The following is a 20,593-nucleotide window of genomic DNA, read 5'->3' as shown; positions in this document are numbered from 1 at the left end:
GAGGTTATACCCGCAGATGCCTGCGCCAGCACACTGCGGGTTGGTGACCTTCACAGCCAGTGGATCAGACTTCCGGGCGCATGTGCGGGAAGAGGATCACGTCGCGGATCGACGGCGAGTTGGTCAACAGCATCACCAGACGGTCGATACCGATACCCTCGCCGGCGGTCGGCGGCATGCCGTACTCCAGCGCACGCACGAAGTCGGCATCGAAGTGCATGGCCTCGTCGTCACCGGCGTCCTTGTCGGCCACCTGGGCGTGGAAGCGTTCGGCCTGATCTTCGGCATCGTTGAGCTCGGAATAGGCGTTGGCAATCTCGCGGCCACCAATGAACAGCTCGAAGCGGTCGGTGACGTTGGGGTTGCGATCGTTGCGCCGGGCCAGCGGCGAGACCTCGAACGGGTACTCGGTGATGAAGGTCGGCTGTTCCAGCTTGTGCTCGACCAGCTCCTCGAAAATCATCACCTGCAGCTTGCCCAGGCCTTCGTGACCGAGCAGCTTGGCGCCGGCCTTCTTGGCGATGGTGCGGGCCTTCTCCAGATCGTTGAGATCGGAGGCCGAGATTTCCGGGTTGAACTTGAGGATCGAGTCGAACACCGACAGCCGCGCGAACGGCTCGCCAAAGTGGAAGACCTTGTCGCCATAGGGCACGTCGGTGCTGCCGAGCACGGCCTGGGCCAGCTCGCGGAACAGTTCCTCGGTGAGATCCATATTGTCTTCGTAGTCGGCGTAGGCCTGGTAGAACTCGAGCATGGTGAACTCGGGGTTGTGCCGGGTCGAGACGCCTTCGTTACGGAAGTTGCGGTTGATCTCGAACACGCGCTCGAAGCCACCGACCACCAGGCGCTTGAGGTAGAGCTCCGGGGCGATGCGCAGGAACATCGGCATGTCCAGTGCGTTGTGGTGGGTCTCGAACGGCTTGGCCGCGGCGCCGCCAGGGATGGTCTGCAGCATCGGCGTTTCCACTTCGAGGAAGTCACGCTCGGCGAGAAACTTGCGGATGTGCGAGATGACCTTCGAGCGCACGCGGAAGGTTTCGCGCACGTCCTCGTTGACCATCAGATCGACGTAGCGCTGGCGATAGCGCTGCTCGGTGTCGGTCAGGCCGTGGAACTTGTCCGGCAGCGGGCGCAGCGACTTGGTCAGCAGGCGCACGTTGTTCATGTAGACGTACAGGTCGCCCTTGCCCGAACGCGCCAGCGTGCCCTCGGCGGCGATGATGTCGCCCAGATCGAAGTGCTTGACCGCCTCGACCTGCTCGGCCGGCAGCGTCTTGCGATCGACATAGACCTGGATGCGCCCGCTCATGTCCTGCAGCACCATGAACGGCCCGCGGTTGAGCATGATGCGCCCGGCGACCTTGACCGGCATGGCGGCCGCCTCCAGCTCCTCCTTGGTCTTCTCGGCGTACTGTTTCTGCAGGTCGCCTGCATAGCTGTCACGACGGAAGTCATTGGGGAAGGCATTGCCCTGCTCACGCACGGCAGCAAGCTTTTCCTTGCGCTGGGCAATCAGCTTGTTTTCTTCCTCTTGGATGGCGTGCTGGTTCAGCGGTTGTTCGCTCATTGCGGGTCGTCCCGGTCAAATCGTTTCAATGGAGGTGCTTGCGGCTTGAGGCTTGCAACTGCTCTCAGAGCCCCTGTTTCAGGCTGGCTTCGAGGTATCCGTCGAGGTCGCCGTCGAGCACCTTCTGGCAATCGCTGCGCTCCACACCGGTACGCAGATCCTTGATGCGCGAGTCGTCGAGCACGTAGGAACGGATCTGGTGCCCCCAGCCAATGTCCGACTTGCTGTCTTCCAGCGCCTGAGAGGCGGCGTTGCGCTTCTGCATTTCCAGTTCGTACAACTTGGCCCGCAGCATCTTCATGGCGGTGTCCTTGTTGGCGTGCTGGGAACGTTCGTTCTGGCAGGCCACCACGGTGTTGGTCGGTACGTGGGTGATACGCACGGCCGAATCGGTGGTGTTTACGTGCTGACCACCAGCACCGGAGGAGCGGTAGGTATCGATGCGCAGGTCGGCCGGGTTGATCTCGATCTCGACCCTGTCGTCGATCTCGGGCGAGACGAACACTGCCGAGAACGAGGTGTGGCGACGGGCGCCGGAGTCGAACGGGCTCTTGCGCACCAGGCGGTGCACACCGATCTCGGTGCGCAACCAGCCAAAAGCATATTCACCCTTGATGTGCACCGTGGCACCCTTGATGCCGGCGACTTCGCCCTCGGACAGCTCGACGATCTCGGCAGTGAAACCGCGCTTGTCGGCCCAGCGCAGGTACATGCGCAGCAGGATGTTCGCCCAGTCCTGCGCCTCGGTGCCGCCGGAACCGGCCTGGATGTCCAGGTAGCAGTTATTCGGGTCCATCTCGTGGCTGAACATGCGGCGGAATTCCAGACCCTCGAGGATACCGCGCAGACGGTCCAGCTCGGCGGCCACATCATCAACGGCGCCTTGATCATCTTCTTCGACCGCCATGTCGAGCAGGTCGCGAGAGTCGGCAAGTCCGCCATCGAGGTCATCGATGGTTTCGACAATCTGCGCCAGGGTGGCGCGTTCACGGCCCAGGCTCTGGGCGTATTCGGGCTTGTTCCAGACGTTCGGGTCTTCGAGTTCGCGGTTTACTTCGACGAGACGATCATGCTTCTGATCGTAGTCAAAGATACCCCCGAATTGACAGGGTGCGCTCGGACAGGTCCTTGATGCTGTTGAGGATCGGGTTGATTTCCATAGGTAGGCAGCTCTCAATCGGACAGTGCGAAAAGCCGGCGATTATAACTCAGCCAACCGGTGCTGACAGCCCGCCGGGGGTGCCGGCGGACGGTCAGAAAAACGGATTGGCACTCAGGATGGCCGATCAGGCGCTCACCCCGCGTACCTGGCTTTCCAGTTCGGCCTTGAGCTCCGGGTCGAGTTGCAAGCAGCGGGCCAGCTCGTCGAGGTAGGCGCGTTCCATGAAATGCTCCTCGTCCACCATCAGCACGCTGGCCAGGTACATCTCCGCAGCCATCTCCGGGGTACTGGCGGCACTGGCCACGTCGGCCGGGTCCAGCGGCTTGTTCAGCTCGGCTTCCAGCCAGTGCTGCAGATCAGCATCGGCCAGCTTGCCCAGCTCCGCCTCGATCAGCTGACGCTCACGGGCATCGACGTGGCCGTCGGCTTTGGCCGCGGCCACCAGCGCCTTGAGAATGCCCTGGCTATGCACCTCGACCTCGGCAGGTGGCAGGCGATCGATGGTCTGTGGCGTCTGCTGCTGCGCCCCACCCTGCTGCGCCTGCCAATTGCTGTACGCCTTGTAGGCGAGCACACCGAGCGCCGCCAGACCGCCATAGGTCACCGCCTTGCCGCCCATCTTGCGCACCTTGCGGTTACCCAGCAGCAGGCCCATGGCACCTGCAGCCAGTGCGCTGTTGCCACTGCCGGAGAGCACCTTGCCGAGCGAACCGCCGCCGACACCGGAGAGCAGGTCGCTCAGACCACCGCCAGCGGGCGTGCTGCCCATGCCGGATTGCTGCCTCTGCAACAGGTCCTGCCCGGACTTGAGCAATTGATCGAGAAGGCCACTGGTTTTCATCGGATTCTCTCCACACGAAGGATGTAAAGGGTTGCTAGTCGAACGACTCGGGGACCTGGCGGATCGGCGTGTCGCGATGGGCGGCGCGCACGTACTGCGCCGGCCAGGCCACCGACCCGTCGCGCAGGTATTCGGCGGCATGCAGCGGCCAGTAGGGATCGCGCAGCAGTTCGCGGGCGAGCAGGATCAGGTCGGCCTGACCGGTGCGCAGGATGTGTTCGGCCTGCACCGCCTCGGTGATCATGCCGACCGTGCCGGTGGCGATGCCCGCCTCCTTGCGCACGCGCTCCGCGAACTGCGTCTGGTAGCCCGGCCCGACTGGAATATCGGCGTTGGCCGCAGTGCCGCCGGATGACACGTCGATCAGGTCGACGCCGACATCCTTGAGCCGCCGTGCAAGCTCGACCGTTTCGTCTGCATTCCAGCCATCATCGACCCAGTCGGTCGCCGAAAGACGGACGAACAGCGGCAGTTGCTCGGGCCAGACCTGGCGCACCGCAGCGGTGACCTCCAGCAGCAGGCGGATACGGTTGTCGAACGAACCGCCGTAACGGTCCTGGCGCTGATTGGATAAGGGCGAAAGAAACTGATGCAGCAAGTAGCCGTGGGCCGCATGTACCTCCGCGACCTTGAAGCCGGCAGCCAATGAGCGCTCGGCCGCCTCGACGAACGCCTGCACAACCGCCGCGATGCTGGCATCGTCCAGCGCAGTGGGCACGGCATGTTCAGGCGAGAAGGCGATGGCGGAAGGTCCCACCGGAGTCCACCCCCCGGCAGCGATCGGCACGCTGCCATGCTTGCCAAGCCAGGGCCGCCAGGTGCTCGCCTTGCGCCCGGCATGGGCCAGCTGCACGCCAGCGAATGCGCCCTGCGCCTCGATAAAGCGGGTGATCCGCCGCAGCGGCTCGACGTGCTCGTCGGACCAGATACCCAGGTCGTCCGGCGAGATCCGCCCGTCCGGGCTGACCGCCGTCGCCTCGACGATCACCAGCCCGGCGCCGCCAACGGCGCGGCTGCCAAGGTGCACCAGGTGCCAGTCGTTGGCCATTCCGGCCTTGGCCGAGTACTGGCACATCGGCGACACGGCGATGCGGTTGGGCAAGGTGAGCTGGCGCAGGCTGAGCGGCTGGAAGAGCTGGGACATGACGGCCTCTACTGTCGTGGATGCGGGTTGGACACCCGTCAGTAGAGACCGTTTCCGCGCCCATGCCCAGTCCGCGACGGGCAAAGTCGCTGGTCAGGCGGCGCTGACCTGCACCGTCACGCCGTTGAGCGCCGCGTTGCCGGAGACGTCCAGCTGGCGCTCGTCGGTCAGGTCGTTGCAGCTCGCGCCAGGCTGCTGCCGCGCGATATCCAGCTGCACGCCCGGCCGCGCATGCCCCCAGCCGTGCGGAAGGCTGACCACGCCGGGCATCATCTCCTCGCTGGCCAGCGCCTCCACCTCGACCACGCCGACCCGCGAATGCACGCGCACCCGCTGACCATCCTGCAAAGTCCGAGCAGCCATGTCGGCCGGGTGCATCAGCAGCTGGTGACGCGGCTTGCCCTTCACCAGGCGCTGGTAGTTGTGCATCCAGGAATTGTTGCTGCGCACGTGGCGGCGACCGATCAGCAACAGCTCGTCGACACCCGCCTGAGGCTGCGCGGCGAAACGCTGCAGATCGTCCAGCATCAGCGCCGGCGCGGCCTGGATTCGCTTGTTCGGCGTTTTCAGGCGCCTCGCCAGGTTCGGCTTGAGCGGCCCGAGATCCAGCCCGTGTGGATAATCCTCCAGCGCTGCCAGGCTCAGCTTGCGCTCGGACTTGTCACCGTATGGCCCATGGCGCAGCGCCAGGTCCATCATCTGCTGCGGTGGCATGGTCGGCTTGAGTTCGACCCCCACCCGCCCGGCGTAGGCCTCGGCCAGGCCGATAAAGATTTCCCAGTCGTGCAGCGCGCCCTCGGGCTTGGGCAGCACCGGCAGGTTGAAGCGGGTGACGTTGCGCACGGCGAGCAGATTGAATGTCGCGTCGTAATGGTCGTGCTCCAGCGGTGCGGTCGGCGGCAGGATCACATCGGCATAGCGCGTCGTCTCGTTGATGTAGAAGTCGACGCTGAGCATGAACTCCAGTCCATCCAGCGCCTGCTCCAGCTTGCGCCCGTTGGGTGTGGAAAGCACCGGGTTGCCGGCCACGGTGATCAGCGCACGCACCTGCCCCTCCCCGGGCTCGAGCATCTCCTCGGCCAGCGCCGCTACCGGCAGTTCGCCGCCGTACTCAGGCAACTCCGACACCCGGCTGCGCCAGGCGGCGAAATGGCCGCCGGAGGTGGTCTCCACCAGATCCACGGCAGGCTCGGTGCACAATGCGCCACCGACCCGATCGAGATTGCCGGTGACCAGGTTGATCAGCTGCACCAGCCACTGGCAGAGCGTGCCGAAGGCCTGGGTCGAGACCCCCATGCGTCCGTAGCAGACCGCCTTGTCCGCCGCCGCGAAATCCCGCGCCAGTTGACGGATCTGCTCGGCCGGAACACCGCAACGGGCGCTCATCGCCTCGGCGCTGAAGGCGGCGATTGCCTTTCGCACCTCCTCGATGCCGTCCAGCGGCAGTTCGCTGGTACGCGTCAGGCCTTCCTCGAACAGGGTGTTGAGCAGGCCGAACAGCAGCGCCGCGTCCTGTCCGGGACGCACGAACAGGTGCTGATCGGCGATCGCGGCGGTTTCGCTGCGCCGCGGGTCGACGACCACCAGCTTGCCGCCGCGGGCGCGGATCGCCTTCAGCCGCTTCTCCACATCAGGCACGGTCATGATGCTGCCATTGGAGGCCAGCGGGTTGCCGCCGAGAATCAGCATGAAATTGGTGTGATCGATGTCCGGCACCGGCAATAGCAAGCCGTGGCCGTACATCAGATGGCTGGTCAGGTGGTGCGGCAACTGATCGACCGAGGTCGCGGAAAAGCGGTTGCGCGTCTTCAGCAGACCGAGGAAATAATTGCTGTGGGTCATCAGCCCGTAGTTGTGCACGCTCGGGTTGCCCTGGTAGATGGCCACGGCATTGGCGCCGTGGCGCTCGCGGATGTCGGCCAGGCGCTCGGCAACCAGCTCGAAGGCCTCGTCCCAGCCAATCGCCTGCCATTCGTCTGCGCAACGACGCATGGGGTGGCGCAGGCGATCGGGGTCGTGCTGGATGTCCTGCAGCGCCACCGCCTTCGGACAGATGTGGCCGCGGCTGAAGCTGTCGAGGGGATCACCCTTGATCGAGAGGATGCGCTCACCTTCGGTCTGGATGGTCAGGCCGCAAATGGCTTCGCACAGGTGACAGGCACGGTGATGGACGGTCGTGTCGCTCATTTCGGATTCCCGCATGGCGCTGTTGTTGTCCCGCCACTCTAGGCGCCACGGCCATGGGCAACAATCAGACGTCTTGACGGGGAATGCCGCTGGATTCAGCCGGCCTATCGTCAGCCGGCGTGCATCGGTCAGCGCGGGGCGATGTGCGCCACCATCAGCTGCACGCTTTCCTGGCCGCGATACTCGTTGACGTCCAGTTTGTAGGCCAGTTCCGCCCAGCGCACCGTCGGGTTCGGCCAGATCTCGCGGTCGACGTTGAAGGCGATGCCGTCCAGCGTCAGCGATCCGCATTCGCTCTTGAGCACAAGCTTGAGATGGCGCTCGCCGACGATACGTTGCTGCACCAGCTGGAACACGCCATGGAACATCGGCTCGGGAAAATGCTGGCCCCAGGGCCCGGCGTTGCGCAGCGCACGCGCCAGCTCCAGGTGGAACTCCTCGACGCTGAGCTGGCCGTCGGTGAGTAGCCGACCGGTGAGATCGTCCTCGCACAGCTGGCGGCGCACTTCGGTATCGAAGGCCGCGGCGAAGGCACCGAAGTTGGCTTGCGGCAGCGACAGCCCGGCCGCCATGGCGTGCCCGCCGAACTTGCTGATCAGGCCGGGATGCTTGGCGGCAACCGCATCCAGCGCATCGCGGATATGAAAGCCCGGCACCGAGCGCGCCGACCCTTTGAGCAACCCGTCGCCAGCATCGGCGAAGGCGATGGTCGGGCGGTGGTAGCGCTCCTTGAGGCGCGAGGCGAGGATGCCGATCACGCCCTGGTGCCAGTCCGCCTCGAACAGGCACAGGCCGAACGGCAGGTCCTCCAGGGGCAGGTCCTTGAGCTGCGCCAGCGCCTCGCGTTGCATGCCCTGTTCGATGGCCTTGCGATCCTTGTTCAGCTCGTCGAGCTGGGTCGCCATGTCGCGCGCCAGCGCCTCGTCCTCGCAGAGCAGGCATTCGATGCCCAGCGACATGTCATCCAGCCGCCCGGCCGCGTTCAATCGCGGCCCGAGGATGAAGCCAAGGTCGGTAGAGGTGATGCGCCGATGATCGCGCCCGGCAACCTCGAGAATCGCCCGCAGCCCCGGCCGAGCCCGCCCAGCGCGAATCCGCGCCAGGCCCTGATGCACCAGAATGCGGTTGTTGGCATCCAGCGGCACCACGTCGGCGACGCTGCCCAGCGCCACCAGATCGAGCAGCTCGGCCAGGTTCGGCTCGGCCCAGCCCTGACGGACGAACCAGTCCAGCTCACGCAAGCGAGCGCGCAACGCCAGCAGCACATAGAAGATAACGCCGACCCCGGCGATGCACTTGCTCGGAAAGGCGCACTCAGGCTGATTGGGGTTGACGATGGCATCAGCCGCCGGCAGCTCGTGACCGGGCAGGTGATGGTCGGTGACCAGCACCCGCAACCCGGCCGCCTTGGCCGCCGCGACGCCATCGACGCTGGAAATCCCGTTGTCGACGGTCACCAGCAGGTCGGGTTCGCGCTGCAAGGCGACGGCAACGATTTCCGGCGTCAGCCCGTAGCCGTATTCGAAGCGATTGGGCACCAGATAATCGACATGCGCCGCCCCCAGCTGACGCAGGCCGAGCACGCCGACGCTGCTCGCGGTGGCGCCGTCGGCATCGAAGTCGCCGACGAACAGGATGCGCTGGCGCTTCTCCAGCGCCTCGACCAGCAGCTCGACCGCGGCATCGATACCCTTGAGCTGCTTATAAGGAATCAACCGCGCCAACCCCTTGTCCAGCTCCTCTGCGCAAGTCACGCCACGGGCCGCGTAGAGGCGCTGCAGCAGTGGCGGCATATCGCCAAGGTCGGGCAGCTGCTCGGGCAAGGGGCGGGGTTCGATACGCATGGGATTCCAGACTCGGTGAAGGTCGTTTACAGGGAGGTGGCGGCGCGTGCGGCCTGATCGTACAAGCCGGACATGGCGCGCAGCATGCCTGCCAGGCGGTGGATCTCGTCAGGGTCGATATTGAGGTTCTCGAACGAGGCAATCAGGCATTCGCGGCGGATGTCGGCGTATTCCTGGCAGAGCGCGCGGCCCTTGTCGGTAGTTCGATAGAACATCTCTTTGCCCTGCTTCGCGCCTTCCACCAGGCCCAGTTTGCCGAGCTTCTTCAGCGCGTAGGTGACCGTGTGCGTGTCTTCCACGTTGAGCAGCAGGCAGATGTCCGCCTGTCGCTTGGCGCGCCCGCGACTGGTGAGGTTGTGCAGCACCATGACGTCCAGCGCGTTCATCTCCACCGTGCCGCAGGCCTGCATGCAACGCTCCATCCAGCGCATCAACGCGGCGCTGGCGACGATGATGCCGTACTCGAGCTCGGACAGTTCCTGGGACTGCTCGGCGAGGTGCGCCGAAGCGACGATAGAAGATCGCAACGGACGGGGGCTTTTGGCGTCAACCATCTTGAGTTCCTGATTGATGAAGCGGCAGCGCCGTTCGTATCGATGTGGCGGGAAAGGATACAGCAATGTCCGCACGGTCACTTCGGCGGTCAACAGGAAAAATACGTTGATAATTTATCGACACTTTATCAGTGTATCGACTTCGACCGCCGCACCGGCCCATCTCGAAAGGAGCAGCCATCGTGAGTCGTCTGTTACTCAATTGCGACATAGGGGAAAGCTTCGGCGCCTGGACCATGGGCCTGGATGCCGAGGTGATGCCGTTCATCGACTGCGCCAATATCGCCTGCGGCTTCCATGCCTCCGATCCGCAGATCATGCGGCGCACAGTGGCATTGGCATGTGAGCACGATGTGCGTATTGGCGCCCATCCGGCCTATCCGGATCTGGTCGGATTCGGCCGGCGCTCCATGGCCTGCAGCCCGACCGAAGTGGAGAACATGCTGCTCTATCAGATCGGTGCGCTCGACGGCATCTGCCGCGCCGAAGGCACGCAGGTCCGCTACGTCAAACCCCACGGCGCGCTCTACAACGACATGATGCGCCAGCCACAGCTGCTGCGCGCGGTCATGACCGCCGTAAAGGCCTACAGTGCCAGCCTGCCGCTGATGCTCATGTCTACCCGCGACAATAGCGAAAGCCAGGCGATGGCGGCGGAAATCGGCATCACCCTGTGGTTCGAGGTGTTCGCCGACCGCGCCTACGACGCCGCCGGCATGCTGGTCTCGCGCAACCTGCCGGGTGCCGTGCACCACGATGCCGAAACGGTGGCCGACCAGGCCCTGCGCCTGGCCAAGGGGGAAGCATTGACCGCCAGCGATGGCAGCGCGCTGATCCTGCAGGCCGATACGCTCTGCGTGCACGGCGACAACGCCGGCTCCATCGCCGCTGTGCAGCGCATTCGTCAGGCACTGCAGGCGCTTCCCGCATGACGCCGCGGATCGAGGTGGTCGGCATCGATAGCCTGGTGCTGCGCCTGTTCGATCAGATCGACGAGGACAATATGCCGTGGATGCTGGCTGCCAGTCAGCGTGTGCGGGATGCGTTCGGCGCTGCCCTCATCGATCTGGTGCCCTCCTACACCACGCTACTGGTGCAGTACGACCTGGCGCAACTGGACGATCAGCAGGCCCGCCAGTATGTGCGGCAGGCTCTCGATGGGCTGCAACCGGCGGCGGCGGCGAGTGCCCGCCAGCACGACATACCGGTGTGGTACGACCCGAGCGTCGGCCCGGAACTGCAAGCGCTGGGCGAGCGCAGCGGCCTCGGTGTCGCGGGGGTCATCGAGCGACACAGCACGCACCTCTATCAAGTCTTCGCCCTCGGCTTCGCGCCCGGCTTCGCCTTTCTCGGGCTGGTCGACGAGCGCCTCGCCAGCCCACGCCTGGCGACGCCGCGCAAGCAGGTGCCGGCCGGCAGCCTGGGCATCGCCGACCGCCAGACCGCCATCTATCCGCTGGTGTCACCGGGCGGCTGGAACCTGATCGGCCGCAGCCCGGTTCGCCTGTTCGACCGCGAACTGGACGGCTTCAGCCTCTGGCAGCCCGGCGACCGCGTGCGCTTCGTGCCCATCGAGCGGGCCGAGTTCATCCGTCTCGGCGGCGACGACACGCCCTTCCAGGAGGCCTCCGCATGAGCCTGCTGATCGAACAGGCCGGCGCCCTGGCCACTCTGCAGGACGCCGGCCGCAGCGGGGTTCGCCACCTCGGCGTGACCCAGGGCGGTGCCGTTGATTGGCTGTCCCACGGCTGGGCCAACTGGCTGCTGGGCAACCCGCTGCAGGCCCCCACGGTAGAGATCACCCTCGGCAATTTCAGCCTGCGCGCTCAGACCGATACCTGCCTCGCACTCTGCGGCGCCGATCTCGGCGCGACGCTCGATGGCGAACCTCTCATGCCCGGGCGCGCCTTTCGCATCCGGGAAGGGCAGACACTGATCTTCAGTCAACCGCGCCAGGGTGTTCGTGCCTATCTCGCCGCGCCCGGCGGTTTCAGCGCACCGGCCATGCTGGGCAGCTGTGCCACGGTACGCCGTGAGCAGCTCGGTGGGCTGAACGGCGACGGCCAGCCGCTGGCCAAGGGCGACCTACTGCACTGGCGCGGCCACGCCACGACGATGCGCAACCTGCCCGAGCAGGCGCTGGTGCCGCTGCCCGGCGCCGGGCTATCGGTGGTACTGGGAGCGCAGATCGGCGATTTCACCGGGCAGAGCCTGTTCGATGCGTTCAACAGCGACTGGACCGTCGACCAGCGCGCCGACCGCATGGGTGTTCGCCTGCTGGGACCGACCCTGCGCTGCGCGCGCTCGGCCATGATCTCCGAAGGCGTGCCGCTGGGCGCTATTCAGGTTCCGGCGGACGGTCAGCCGATCATCCTGCTCAATGACCGCCAGACCATCGGCGGTTACCCGCGCCTTGGCGCGCTCACTCCATTGGCAGTCGCGCAGCTGGCCCAATGCATGCCCGGCACCGTGTTGCGCCTGAAGCCGGTGGCGTTGGAACGCGCACAACGCGAGCAGCGGCGACTGCTCGCCAGCTGGCAACGGACCACGACGGAGTGATGGATATGAACCTGACCGCCTACCGAGACCTGTCCCCCGCCGCATTGCGCGAGCGGATTCGCCAGGGCGAATTCGACGGCCCGACCGCCGGGCCCGCTGCTGGACGTCACCGACCCGGGGAGCTTCGAGCCACGGCACGCGGCGCCAGGCGCCGATATCCGCACGGACTTCCCGCGCTACCGCATCTACCGCAATGGCCAGCTCGATCAGGAGGTGCAGGACATCACGCCCTTCTGGGAGGACGACATGGTGGCCTTCCTCATCGGCTGCAGCTTCAGTTTCGAGGCTGCGCTGCTGGCCAACGGCGTGCCAGTCAGGCACATCGAGGACGGCCACAACGTCCCGATGTACCGCACCAACATCGCCTGCCAGCCCGCCGGCCGCCTGAGCGGGCCGATGGTGGTGAGCATGCGGCCGATGCCTGCGAACAAGGTGGTGCGCGCCGTGCAGGTCACATCGCGATTTCCCTCCGTGCATGGCGGCCCCGTGCATGTCGGCGACCCGCGACTGCTGGGCATCGCAGACCTGGCCAAACCGGATTTCGGTGAGCAATCAGAGCTGCGCGAAGGCGAGGTCCCGGTGTTCTGGGCCTGTGGCGTGACGCCCCAGGCCGTGGCGATGCAGGCCCGGCCGGAGCTGGTCATCACCCACGCGCCAGGGCACATGTTCATCACCGACCTGCGCGACGAACAGCTGGGGGTGATCTGACCCGACACGGTTTTGCGCATCACCAAACAACAACAATCTTGCCGGGCACTCGCTGCACGGCTGCATTTCCCTACCTGCCCCAACGCCAAGAAAAAAGAAGGTATCCAATGCAACCTACGCAAGCCGAACGAGCCACACCCTCCCAGCGCAACGTGCTTCGCGGCGCCATCTTCATCATGGCGACCTCGTCCATCGGTCCGGCCTTTCTGACCCAGACCTCGCTGTTCACCGAGAAATACCTGGCGAGCTTCGCCTTTGCCATTCTGGTCTCGCTGCTGATCGATATCGGCGCCCAGCTCAACATCTGGCGGATCATCACCGTCGCCAACCTGCGCGGTCAGGATGTCGCCAACCGGGTGATCCCTGGCGTCGGCCACCTGATCTCGGCCTTCATCGTGCTTGGCGGCATTGCCTTCAACATCGGCAACATCGGCGGCGCCGGGCTGGCCATGAACGTCATCTTCGGCATCCCGCCGGTGATCGGCTCGCTGATCGCCGCGGTGCTGATCATCGGCATCTTCCTGCTGCGCAATGCCAAGGGCGTAATGGATTCGGTGATGCAGGTGCTGGGGCTGGTGATGCTCTGCATGATCGGCTACGCCATGCTGCAGTCGAGCCCGCCGCTGCTCGAGGCAGTCAATCGCAGCTTCAACCCGGACGATCCGCTGATCCTGTTGCTGCCGATCGTGACACTGGTGGGCGGTACCGTTGGCGGCTACATCTCGTTCTCCGGTGGGCACCGGCTGGTGGAAGCCGGCATCACTGGCGTCGAGAACGTCAGGCTGGTCACCCGAGCGGCGGTCACCGGCATCGCCACCACCGGCGTTGTGCGCATCTGCCTGTTCCTGGCCGCGCTCGGGGTCGTCAGCCAGGGGCTCAGCCTCGACCCGAGCAACCCTGCCGCTTCGGTGTTCTCCCACTCGATGGGCACCGTCGGCTACAAGATCTTCGGCGTGGTACTGCTGGCCGCCTCGGTGTCATCGGTGATCGGCGCCGCCTACACCAGCGTCACCTTCATGTACTCGTTGCACGACAGCATCCGCCGCCACAACCAGCGTATGGTGATCGGCTTCATCGCCTGCTCGACGCTCATCTACAGCCTGGTCGGCCAGCCGGTGAAGGTTCTGGTAGTGGCGGGCACACTGAATGCCCTTGTGCTGCCGCTGGCGCTGGGCTGCATACTGCTCGCCTCGCGCAAAGCGAACATCGTCGGCGACGCCTACCGTCACCCCACCTGGATGCTGGTGTTCGGCATATTGGCCATGCTGGCCACGGCGGTTGGAGTGGTGATGTCGTTCAATGCATTCGTGCAGTTCTGGCAGTCTTGAGCAACGTGGCGAGCGCGCTCAGCGCTCGCCGAGCAGCCAGGCCAGCTTCACTTCGAACTGTCCACGCTCATCGGTGATGAACAGCGTGCCGTCACTGATCATCACGCCCCATTGCAAGCTACGCGGCAGGTCCTTGACCAGCGCGGCGAGCGACTCGGAATCGATGGTGGCAATGGACAGGTTCTTCAGCCCCTTTACCGCGTCGATCACCTTGCCCTGCCATACGCGCAGGTTGCCATAGGCCACCAGGCTGACGCGCTCGGCGCGGCGCGAGCACCAGGTCAGACGCTCGGCATCCGGCTGGCCGACTTCGATCCAGTGAAGAATCCTGCCGTCCAGACTCTTTTCCCATAACGCGGGCTCGTCCACATCCGACAGACCCCGGCCGAACGCCAGCTGCTCGCTGTACCAAAGCGCGTAGGCAATCAAGCGCACGCCGAGGCGCTCTTCGGTTTCGGAGGGATGTTTGGCAACGGTAAAACGCAGGTTCTCGTAGACCCCACGATCCAGATCGGTGAGGTTGAGCTCGACTTTATAAGGCGTGGCTTGCAGGGCCATAAGAGGCCTCCGGTCTCAAAAGGGGCGCAGTCTACCGCAACGACAGCACACCCGGCCCGGCTGCGCCGGCTCGCAATCGACAGAAATGAAATGCGGCCGGGAAATAACGAAGATTTTCACTGATCGCCGACGGCCGGGCTTTGACAATTATTCTCATTCTGATTAGCATCCCAACATCAACGAAATGAACGGGTAGTGCTTTATGTACGTCTGTCTTTGCCAGGGTGTCACCGACGGCCAGATTCGCGATGCTATCTATGAAGGATGCTGCAGCTATCGTGAGGTGCGTGAAGCAACTGGCGTCGCAACCCAGTGCGGCAAGTGTGCCTGTGTCGCCAAACAGGTCGTTCGCGACACACTGAGCGATGTACAGAATGCCCAGGCAGCCCTCGCCTACCCTGCGAGTTTCGTTCAGGCTTAGCAGACTGAAGCCGTACAGCCGGGCCTTGCCCGGCTTTTTTTTTGCCTGCAAATCAGCGGGTTGTCCGTCGGATGCGGAACGCAACCATTCTCGCTAGGTTTTAGCTTTTGCATTCAAGGACTTAGGTTTGACAGGTCAGCTTACCGTGGCCAGACTGCTTCTACTTCCACCGCTCCAGGCAGGCTAACTACATGAAAGGCGACAAGCTGGTCATTCAGCACCTCAACAAGATCCTCGGCAACGAGCTGGTAGCCATCAACCAGTACTTTCTGCACGCGCGCATGTATGAGGACTGGGGTCTCGGCAAGCTCGGCAAGCATGAGTACGAAGAATCCATCGATGAGATGAAGCATGCGGACAAGCTGATCAAGCGCATCCTCTTCCTTGAAGGACTGCCGAACCTGCAGGACCTGGGCAAGCTGCAGATCGGGGAGAACACCCGCGAGATGCTCGAATGCGACCTCCGCCTGGAGCAGAGTGGCGTCCAGGACCTGAAGGTTGCCATTGCCTATTGCGAGAGTGTCGGCGATTACGGCAGCCGGGAACTGCTGGAAGACATCCTTGAGGCCGAAGAAGAGCACATCGACTGGCTGGAAACCCAGCTGAGCCTGATCGACAAGGTCGGAATGGAAAACTACCTGCAGTCGCAGATGGACGACTAATCCGGTCGAGCACCAACAAAAACGCCCCGATCAAGTCGGGGCGTTTTCGTTTCGGGCCGTGTACCGCCCGCTTATTGCTGCTCAGCCGCTTCGGCAGGCTGCTCGGCTTCGTCACCCTTGATATCGAGCAGCTCGAGATCGAACACCAGCACCGAATTGGCCGGGATCAGCGGGCTCGGGCTCTGCTCGCCATAGGCCAGCTCGCTCGGGATGTAGAGCTTGAACTTCTCGCCGACGTGCATCAGTTGCAGACCCTCGACCCAACCCGGGATCACGCCACCGACCGGCAGGTCGATCGGGCTGCCGCGCTTGATGGAGCTGTCGAAGACGGTGCCGTCGGTCAGACTGCCCTCGTAGTGCACTGTAACCACGTCGTTCTCGGTCGGCTGACGACCCTCGGCGGACTTGACCACTTCATACTGCAGGCCCGACTCGGTGGTCTTCACGCCGTCACGCTTGGCGTTGTCCTCGAGAAACTTCTTGCCAGCCTCGACGGCCTTGGCATTCATTTCGGTCATGCGCTCTTCGGCGCGCGTCTGCAGGAAGGTGAACGCTTCCATCAGTTGCTCATCGGTGAGCTTCTGCTCTTTGTTGCCGATGGCGTCTTCGATGCCCTGCGCCACAGCCTGGGAATCGAGATCGTCCATACCCTCCTGCGCGAGGCTCTTGCCCATGTTCAGGCCGATGCCGTAGGACGCCTTCTGCGCCGGAGTGTCGAGTTTGACACTGGTCTGCGAGTCGCAGCCGGCCAATACCAGGCCAACCAGCGCAATCGCAGGTGCCAAACGATGGTGTCTCAGTCTCATGCTGTTTCCTTAAGCGCTGTGGGCATTTCAAAAAATCAGTGCCCGAGCTTAGCAGCGCATCCAGGCACTGGCTACCGCGCCTCCGGGCAAGCACGGTAAAGAGATGGCAAAGAAAGGAAGCGCTTAGCATTTCTGCTGAAGGGAAGCAGGAGCAGGCCGGTCACGCCGCCCCATAAAAAAATGGGCAAAAAAAAAACGGCCTTGATGGCCGTTTTTTCTGTTGCTCCAGGGCGTTCAGTGGACCCGTGAAGCGAATATGGCGCAGCGGACGGGACTCGAACCCGCGACCCCCGGCGTGACAGGCCGGTATTCTAACCGACTGAACTACCGCTGCGCGTCGGCCGGACTTTCGTCCGAAATCTCACAAAGGTTGGTGGCTGATGACGGGATCGAACCGCCGACCCTCTGCTTGTAAGGCAGATGCTCTCCCAGCTGAGCTAATCACCCGTTTGCTCTCGAAGTGGGGCGCATTCTAGAGAGGGTTCCTGACCTTGNTAACCGACTGAACTACCGCTGCGCTAAACCTCGAGTGGTGGGTGATGACGGGATCGAACCGCCGACCCTCTGCTTGTAAGGCAGATGCTCTCCCAGCTGAGCTAATCACCCGTTTGCTCTCGAAGTGGGGCGCATTCTAGAGAGGGTTCCTGACCTTGGCAACCCCCTTTCGAAAAAAAAATTGCAGAAGTTCCAAAGACTTAGGAAAACACTCGTTAAAGCGGCGTTTTTTTCCTGTCCGCAGCCCGTTCACTTCATCAAGGGTTGGCCTTAAGTAGCCAGGCGGGAATAATGCACCCCTTTGCTTTCCGGAGATCTACCTCGCCATGTGGTTTCGTAACCTGCTCGTTTACCGTCTCACCCAAAATGTTGCTCTGGATGCCGAGACACTCGAAGCCGCACTGGCCGCCAAACCCGCCCGCCCCTGCGCCAGCCAGGAGCTGAGCACCTACGGTTTCATCGCACCGTTCGGCAAGGGAGAAGACGCACCGTTGGTGCATGTCAGCCAGGGCTTCCTGCTGATCGCCACGCGCAAGGAAGAACGCATCCTTCCCGGCAGCGTGGTCAAGGACGCGGTGAAGGAAAAGATCGACGAAATCGAAGCCGAGCAGATGCGCAAGGTCTACAAGAAGGAACGCGATCAGATCAAGGACGAGATCATCCAGGCCTTCCTGCCGCGGGCCTTCATTCGCAAGTCCGGCACCTTCGCCGCGATCGACGCCGAGCGCGGGCTGATTCTGGTGAACTCCGCCAGCCCGAAGAAAGCCGAGGACCTGCTCTCCACCCTGCGCGAAGCCATCGGCTCACTGCCGGTACGTCCGCTGACAGTGAAGGTCGCACCAAGCGCAACCCTCACCGACTGGGTGAAGACGCAGAAGGCTGCTGCCGACTTCTTCGTGCTCGACGAATGCGAACTGCGTGATACCCACGAGGACGGCGGCGTGGTGCGCTGCAAGCGCCAGGACCTGACCAGCGATGAAATCCAGCAGCACATGGAAGCCGGCAAGCAGGTAACCCAGCTGTCCCTGGCCTGGCAGGACAAGCTGTCCTTCGTGCTGGACGACAAGCTGATCATCAAGCGCCTGCGCTTCGAGGAACTGCTGCAGGACCAGGCCGAACAGGATGGCGGCGACGATGCGCTCGCTCAGCAGGACGCCAGCTTCCTGCTGATGATGATGACTTTCCGCGAGTTTCTGCCGGCGCTGTTCGAAGCGTTCGGCGGCGAGGAAATCCCTCAGGGCGTGTGATGCCAGCGGGGCGCTAATCAGCGCCCCGACCTCCCCCCCTCATCAACGCAACCTCAGCTGCGCCAGCAGCACTCCACCCAACCGATCCCCCAGCGACCAAAGCACAAAGCGCTCGATGAACTCCGGCACATCGATGAACAGCGCGCCGCAGACCAGCACGCTGAGCAGCGAGACCACGAGGAAAAGCTGCGGAATCGTCAGGTCCAGCAACACCAGCAGCACGATCGCGATGATGGCTGACATGACCATGAACAGGGCATTGAGGATGTTGTTCGCCGCCACCACCCGCGAGCGCTCATGAACCACACTGCGCGACTGGATCAGCGCATACAGCGGCACGATATACAGCCCCCCGAAAATGCCCAAGCCAAGAATGTCCGCCAGTACCCACCAAGCCGAGGGCTCGCCGAGCAATGCCAGCCAGCTGATGGTTGCCGCGGAAGCCATATGATCCCCCGCGTGCCACCACAACAGGATTCCACAGAGGCTCAGGCCAATCGCACCGAAAGGCACCAGCCCTATCTCCACATGATGCCGCGACAGCCGTTCGCACAACAGTGAGCCCAGCGCGATGCCCACCGAGAACAGCGTCAGGATCAGCGTCACCACGCTTTCATCGCCACCCAGGTAGTCCTTGGCAAAGGCCGGAATCTGCGTCAGATAGGTCGCACCGAGAAACCAGAACCAGGAGTTGCCGAGCATCGCCCGCGATACGGCCCGCTGCTGCCCGAATCCGAGCCGCAGAATTCGCCAGGATTGGCGCAGCACGCGCCAATCCATATGCAACGTCGGAAGGGCAGCCGTGCCACCGGGAATGGCGAGGCTCGCCAAGTAGCCGAACACGGCAATCAGCACCACGCTGAAGGCCACAAGCTCGGCGTAGCCCTCGTTCGCCATCAGCACGCCCGCGCCGATGGTGCCGCCTAGAATTGCCAGGAAAGTCCCCATCTCCACCAGCGCATTGCCGCCGACCAATTCATCTTCAGCAAGCTGCTGCGGCAGGATCGAATACTTGACCGGCCCGAACAGCGCCGATTGCGTGCCCATGCAGAACAGCACCACCAGCAGCAGCGGCAGGTTGCCGAGCAACATGCCGAGCGCACCGGCAAGCATGATCAGGATCTCCGCGAACTTGATCCGACGAATCAGCCAGGCCTTTTCGAACCGCTCGCCGAACTGCCCTCCCAATGCGGAGAACAGGAAGAACGGCAGAATGAACAACAACGCGCAGAGATTGATCAGCAAACTCGTATCCGCAGCCGTGCCGAGCTTGAACAGAATCGCCAGGATCAATGCCTGCTTGAACACGTTGTCATTGAATGCGCCGAGCAGCTGCGTGCAGAAGAACGGCAAGAAACGCCGCTTGCCCAGCAGGCGGAACTGCGAATGCGTGGCGACCGGCCCGTCAGGCGTTGACGATCGCGGCGAACCGGTATCGGGCGGGATCCGGCTCATATCGGCAACTGCCCGAGCGCCCAGCGCAGCAGGAAGAAGCTGAGCAGCCCGCCGGCGATCGTCGCCAGCAGATTGCGGGTGAGCGCGGCGATGACGATAGCCAGCAGGCCGGCCAGCAGATAGGCGTTGTCCCAGTGCAGCGCCCAAGCGCCCTCGGGCATCAGCATGCCCGGCACCACGATGGCCGTGAGCACGGCCACCGGCACGTAATGCAGGCCCTGCTCGATGGCTCGGGGAAAGCGCAGATCGGGCCAGGCGAAGAAGCTGTAGCGAATCACGAAGGTGATCGCCAGCATGCCGAAGATCAGCAACCAGGTACTCATAGCGCTCCCTCCAGGCGAGCTGCGGCCTCGGCACGGCGCTCCAGCCAGACGCCAACGACGATACCGGCCATGGCAACAGCGAGCAGCCCGAGCTTGTAAGGCAAGTCCCAGGTCAGCAATGCGACAGCGCCGGCCACCAGTGCGGAGGCAACCTGCGGGCGAGTACGCATCATCGGCACGGCGATGCCGATGAAGGTGGCGATCATGGCGAAGTCCAGCCCCCAGCTGGCAAGATCCGGAACAGCCCGACCGAAGGCCACTCCTGCCAGGGTCGCCAGCTGCCAACTGATGTACATGGTCAGCGCGGCACCGAGGAAGAACCAGTGCTTGTAGGGCGAGCCATCGTCACGGGCGTAGCGGTTCTGTACCACGGCGAAAGCCTCGTCTGTCAGCCAGAAGGCCAACGGTACTCGCCAGCGCCCGGGCAGGTGACGAACGAACGGCTGCAGGGCAGCGCTATACAACGCATGACGCAGGTTCACCACGAAGGTCGTCAGCAACACCACCGCGGCCCCTACTCCGCCGGTGATCAGCGTGACGGCGATGAACTGCGCGGAGCCGGCGAATACCAGCGAAGACATGCCCATCGTCTGCCATCCGGACAACCCGGCAGCGACCGCCAGCGTACCGAAGATCACCCCGAATGGGATCGCGCCGAGAATCAACGGCAGAATGTCACGGCAACCGTGGGCAAACTCTTGCGAGCGGGACATCGAAACTCCTTGTAAGCGT

Annotated in this window: 19 protein-coding genes, 3 tRNA genes and 1 pseudogene; 8 read left to right on the top strand and 15 right to left on the bottom strand. The window is 63.7% G+C overall.

What is annotated here, in order from left to right:
• Positions 1-64: 64 nt before the first annotated feature.
• The 7 genes from lysS to EA798_RS06345 all read right to left on the bottom strand — a co-directional run bounded on the left by lysS (position 65) and on the right by EA798_RS06345 (position 9,299).
• Entirely contained in the window at positions 65-1,567 is a 1,503-nt protein-coding gene (lysS, locus tag EA798_RS06375; protein ID WP_106158165.1) for a lysine--tRNA ligase, read from the bottom strand.
• Between the two features lie 64 nt (positions 1,568-1,631).
• A protein-coding gene (gene prfB / locus EA798_RS06370; protein ID WP_122098419.1) for a peptide chain release factor 2 occupies positions 1,632-2,727 on the bottom strand; the annotation gives its coding sequence in 2 pieces (ribosomal slippage) (positions 1,632-2,654 and positions 2,656-2,727; 1,095 coding nt in all).
• A 126-nt stretch (positions 2,728-2,853) separates the two neighbouring features.
• Positions 2,854-3,570, bottom strand: a complete 717-nt coding sequence (locus EA798_RS06365) for a tellurite resistance TerB family protein (RefSeq protein WP_122098418.1) — start codon at positions 3,568-3,570, stop codon at positions 2,854-2,856.
• 34 nt (positions 3,571-3,604) lie between these two features.
• On the bottom strand, positions 3,605-4,714 hold the full coding sequence (locus EA798_RS06360; protein WP_122098417.1) for an NADH:flavin oxidoreductase/NADH oxidase: 1,110 nt from the start codon (positions 4,712-4,714) through the stop codon (positions 3,605-3,607).
• Between the two features lie 93 nt (positions 4,715-4,807).
• On the bottom strand, positions 4,808-6,901 hold the full coding sequence (locus tag EA798_RS06355) for a molybdopterin-dependent oxidoreductase (RefSeq protein WP_122098416.1): 2,094 nt from the start codon (positions 6,899-6,901) through the stop codon (positions 4,808-4,810).
• Positions 6,902-7,029: 128 nt separating this feature from the next.
• Positions 7,030-8,745 (bottom strand): single-stranded-DNA-specific exonuclease RecJ, encoded by a 1,716-nt coding sequence (gene recJ / locus EA798_RS06350; protein WP_122098415.1) that lies wholly within the window; start codon positions 8,743-8,745, stop codon positions 7,030-7,032.
• A gap of 26 nt (positions 8,746-8,771) precedes the next feature.
• A complete protein-coding gene (locus EA798_RS06345) occupies positions 8,772-9,299 on the bottom strand; it encodes a winged helix DNA-binding protein (RefSeq protein WP_003283847.1) in 528 nt (175 codons plus the stop codon).
• A 182-nt stretch (positions 9,300-9,481) separates the two neighbouring features.
• Here EA798_RS06345 and EA798_RS06340 point away from each other — a divergent pair, with 182 nt between their 5' ends.
• The 5 genes and pseudogenes from EA798_RS06340 to EA798_RS06320 all read left to right on the top strand — a co-directional run bounded on the left by EA798_RS06340 (position 9,482) and on the right by EA798_RS06320 (position 13,894).
• Positions 9,482-10,231, top strand: a complete 750-nt coding sequence (locus EA798_RS06340) for a 5-oxoprolinase subunit PxpA (RefSeq protein ID WP_122098414.1) — start codon at positions 9,482-9,484, stop codon at positions 10,229-10,231.
• A complete protein-coding gene (gene pxpB / locus EA798_RS06335) occupies positions 10,228-10,935 on the top strand; it encodes a 5-oxoprolinase subunit PxpB (protein ID WP_122098413.1) in 708 nt (235 codons plus the stop codon). The genes EA798_RS06340 and pxpB overlap by 4 nt, the downstream gene beginning before the upstream one ends.
• Positions 10,932-11,858, top strand: coding sequence for a 5-oxoprolinase subunit C family protein (locus tag EA798_RS06330; RefSeq protein WP_122098412.1), 927 nt, complete (start codon positions 10,932-10,934; stop codon positions 11,856-11,858). Before pxpB ends, EA798_RS06330 begins: the two co-directional genes overlap by 4 nt.
• A 5-nt stretch (positions 11,859-11,863) precedes the next feature.
• Positions 11,864-12,566, top strand: a pseudogene (locus EA798_RS06325) (putative hydro-lyase).
• Positions 12,567-12,673: 107 nt separating this feature from the next.
• Positions 12,674-13,894, top strand: a complete 1,221-nt coding sequence (locus tag EA798_RS06320; RefSeq protein WP_122098411.1) for an NRAMP family divalent metal transporter — start codon at positions 12,674-12,676, stop codon at positions 13,892-13,894.
• 18 nt (positions 13,895-13,912) lie between these two features.
• On the opposite strand, the gene EA798_RS06315 is transcribed toward EA798_RS06320, so the two are convergent.
• Positions 13,913-14,452: a YaeQ family protein gene (locus EA798_RS06315; RefSeq protein WP_122098410.1), complete on the bottom strand. Its 540-nt coding sequence runs from the start codon at positions 14,450-14,452 to the stop codon at positions 13,913-13,915.
• Between the two features lie 202 nt (positions 14,453-14,654).
• Here EA798_RS06315 and EA798_RS06310 point away from each other — a divergent pair, with 202 nt between their 5' ends.
• Together EA798_RS06310 and bfr are read left to right on the top strand one after the other, a co-directional pair.
• The gene (locus EA798_RS06310; RefSeq protein WP_106158148.1) at positions 14,655-14,873 is read left to right on the top strand and encodes a bacterioferritin-associated ferredoxin; all 219 of its coding nucleotides are present in this window, start codon (positions 14,655-14,657) and stop codon (positions 14,871-14,873) included.
• A gap of 191 nt (positions 14,874-15,064) precedes the next feature.
• The gene (bfr, locus tag EA798_RS06305; RefSeq protein WP_106158147.1) at positions 15,065-15,535 is read left to right on the top strand and encodes a bacterioferritin; all 471 of its coding nucleotides are present in this window, start codon (positions 15,065-15,067) and stop codon (positions 15,533-15,535) included.
• Positions 15,536-15,606: 71 nt separating this feature from the next.
• Here bfr and EA798_RS06300 read toward each other — a convergent pair whose 3' ends face one another.
• The 4 genes from EA798_RS06300 to EA798_RS06285 all read right to left on the bottom strand — a co-directional run bounded on the left by EA798_RS06300 (position 15,607) and on the right by EA798_RS06285 (position 16,947).
• Entirely contained in the window at positions 15,607-16,335 is a 729-nt protein-coding gene (locus EA798_RS06300; protein WP_167462915.1) for a BamJ family beta-barrel-assembly machinery protein, read from the bottom strand.
• Positions 16,336-16,598: 263 nt separating this feature from the next.
• A tRNA-Asp gene (locus EA798_RS06295) sits at positions 16,599-16,675 on the bottom strand.
• A 37-nt stretch (positions 16,676-16,712) separates the two neighbouring features.
• Positions 16,713-16,788, bottom strand: a tRNA-Val gene (locus EA798_RS06290).
• A gap of 83 nt (positions 16,789-16,871) precedes the next feature.
• Positions 16,872-16,947, bottom strand: a tRNA-Val gene (locus EA798_RS06285).
• A gap of 215 nt (positions 16,948-17,162) precedes the next feature.
• On the opposite strand from EA798_RS06285, the gene rdgC reads away from it, so the two are divergent.
• Positions 17,163-18,083, top strand: a complete 921-nt coding sequence (rdgC, locus tag EA798_RS06280) for a recombination-associated protein RdgC (protein ID WP_122098408.1) — start codon at positions 17,163-17,165, stop codon at positions 18,081-18,083.
• Positions 18,084-18,125: 42 nt separating this feature from the next.
• Here rdgC and EA798_RS06275 read toward each other — a convergent pair whose 3' ends face one another.
• From EA798_RS06275 to EA798_RS06265, 3 genes are read right to left on the bottom strand one after another with little or no spacing between them, the layout of a single operon-like run.
• The gene (locus EA798_RS06275; protein ID WP_122098407.1) at positions 18,126-19,538 is read right to left on the bottom strand and encodes an MFS transporter; all 1,413 of its coding nucleotides are present in this window, start codon (positions 19,536-19,538) and stop codon (positions 18,126-18,128) included.
• Positions 19,535-19,861 carry an AzlD domain-containing protein gene (locus EA798_RS06270; RefSeq protein WP_106158143.1) on the bottom strand — a complete coding sequence of 109 codons (327 nt, stop codon included), beginning with the start codon at positions 19,859-19,861 and terminating at the stop codon, positions 19,535-19,537. Before EA798_RS06270 ends, EA798_RS06275 begins: the two co-directional genes overlap by 4 nt.
• Positions 19,858-20,574, bottom strand: coding sequence for an AzlC family ABC transporter permease (locus EA798_RS06265; protein WP_122098406.1), 717 nt, complete (start codon positions 20,572-20,574; stop codon positions 19,858-19,860). The genes EA798_RS06270 and EA798_RS06265 overlap by 4 nt, the downstream gene beginning before the upstream one ends.
• Positions 20,575-20,593 lie beyond the last annotated feature (19 nt).

Origin of the sequence: Pseudomonas songnenensis, assembly GCF_003696315.1 — a bacterium.
Lineage (GTDB): Bacteria > Pseudomonadota > Gammaproteobacteria > Pseudomonadales > Pseudomonadaceae > Stutzerimonas > Stutzerimonas songnenensis.
Note: the sequence above shows the minus strand (reverse complement) of the source record. Positions and strands in the feature narration are given on the sequence as shown.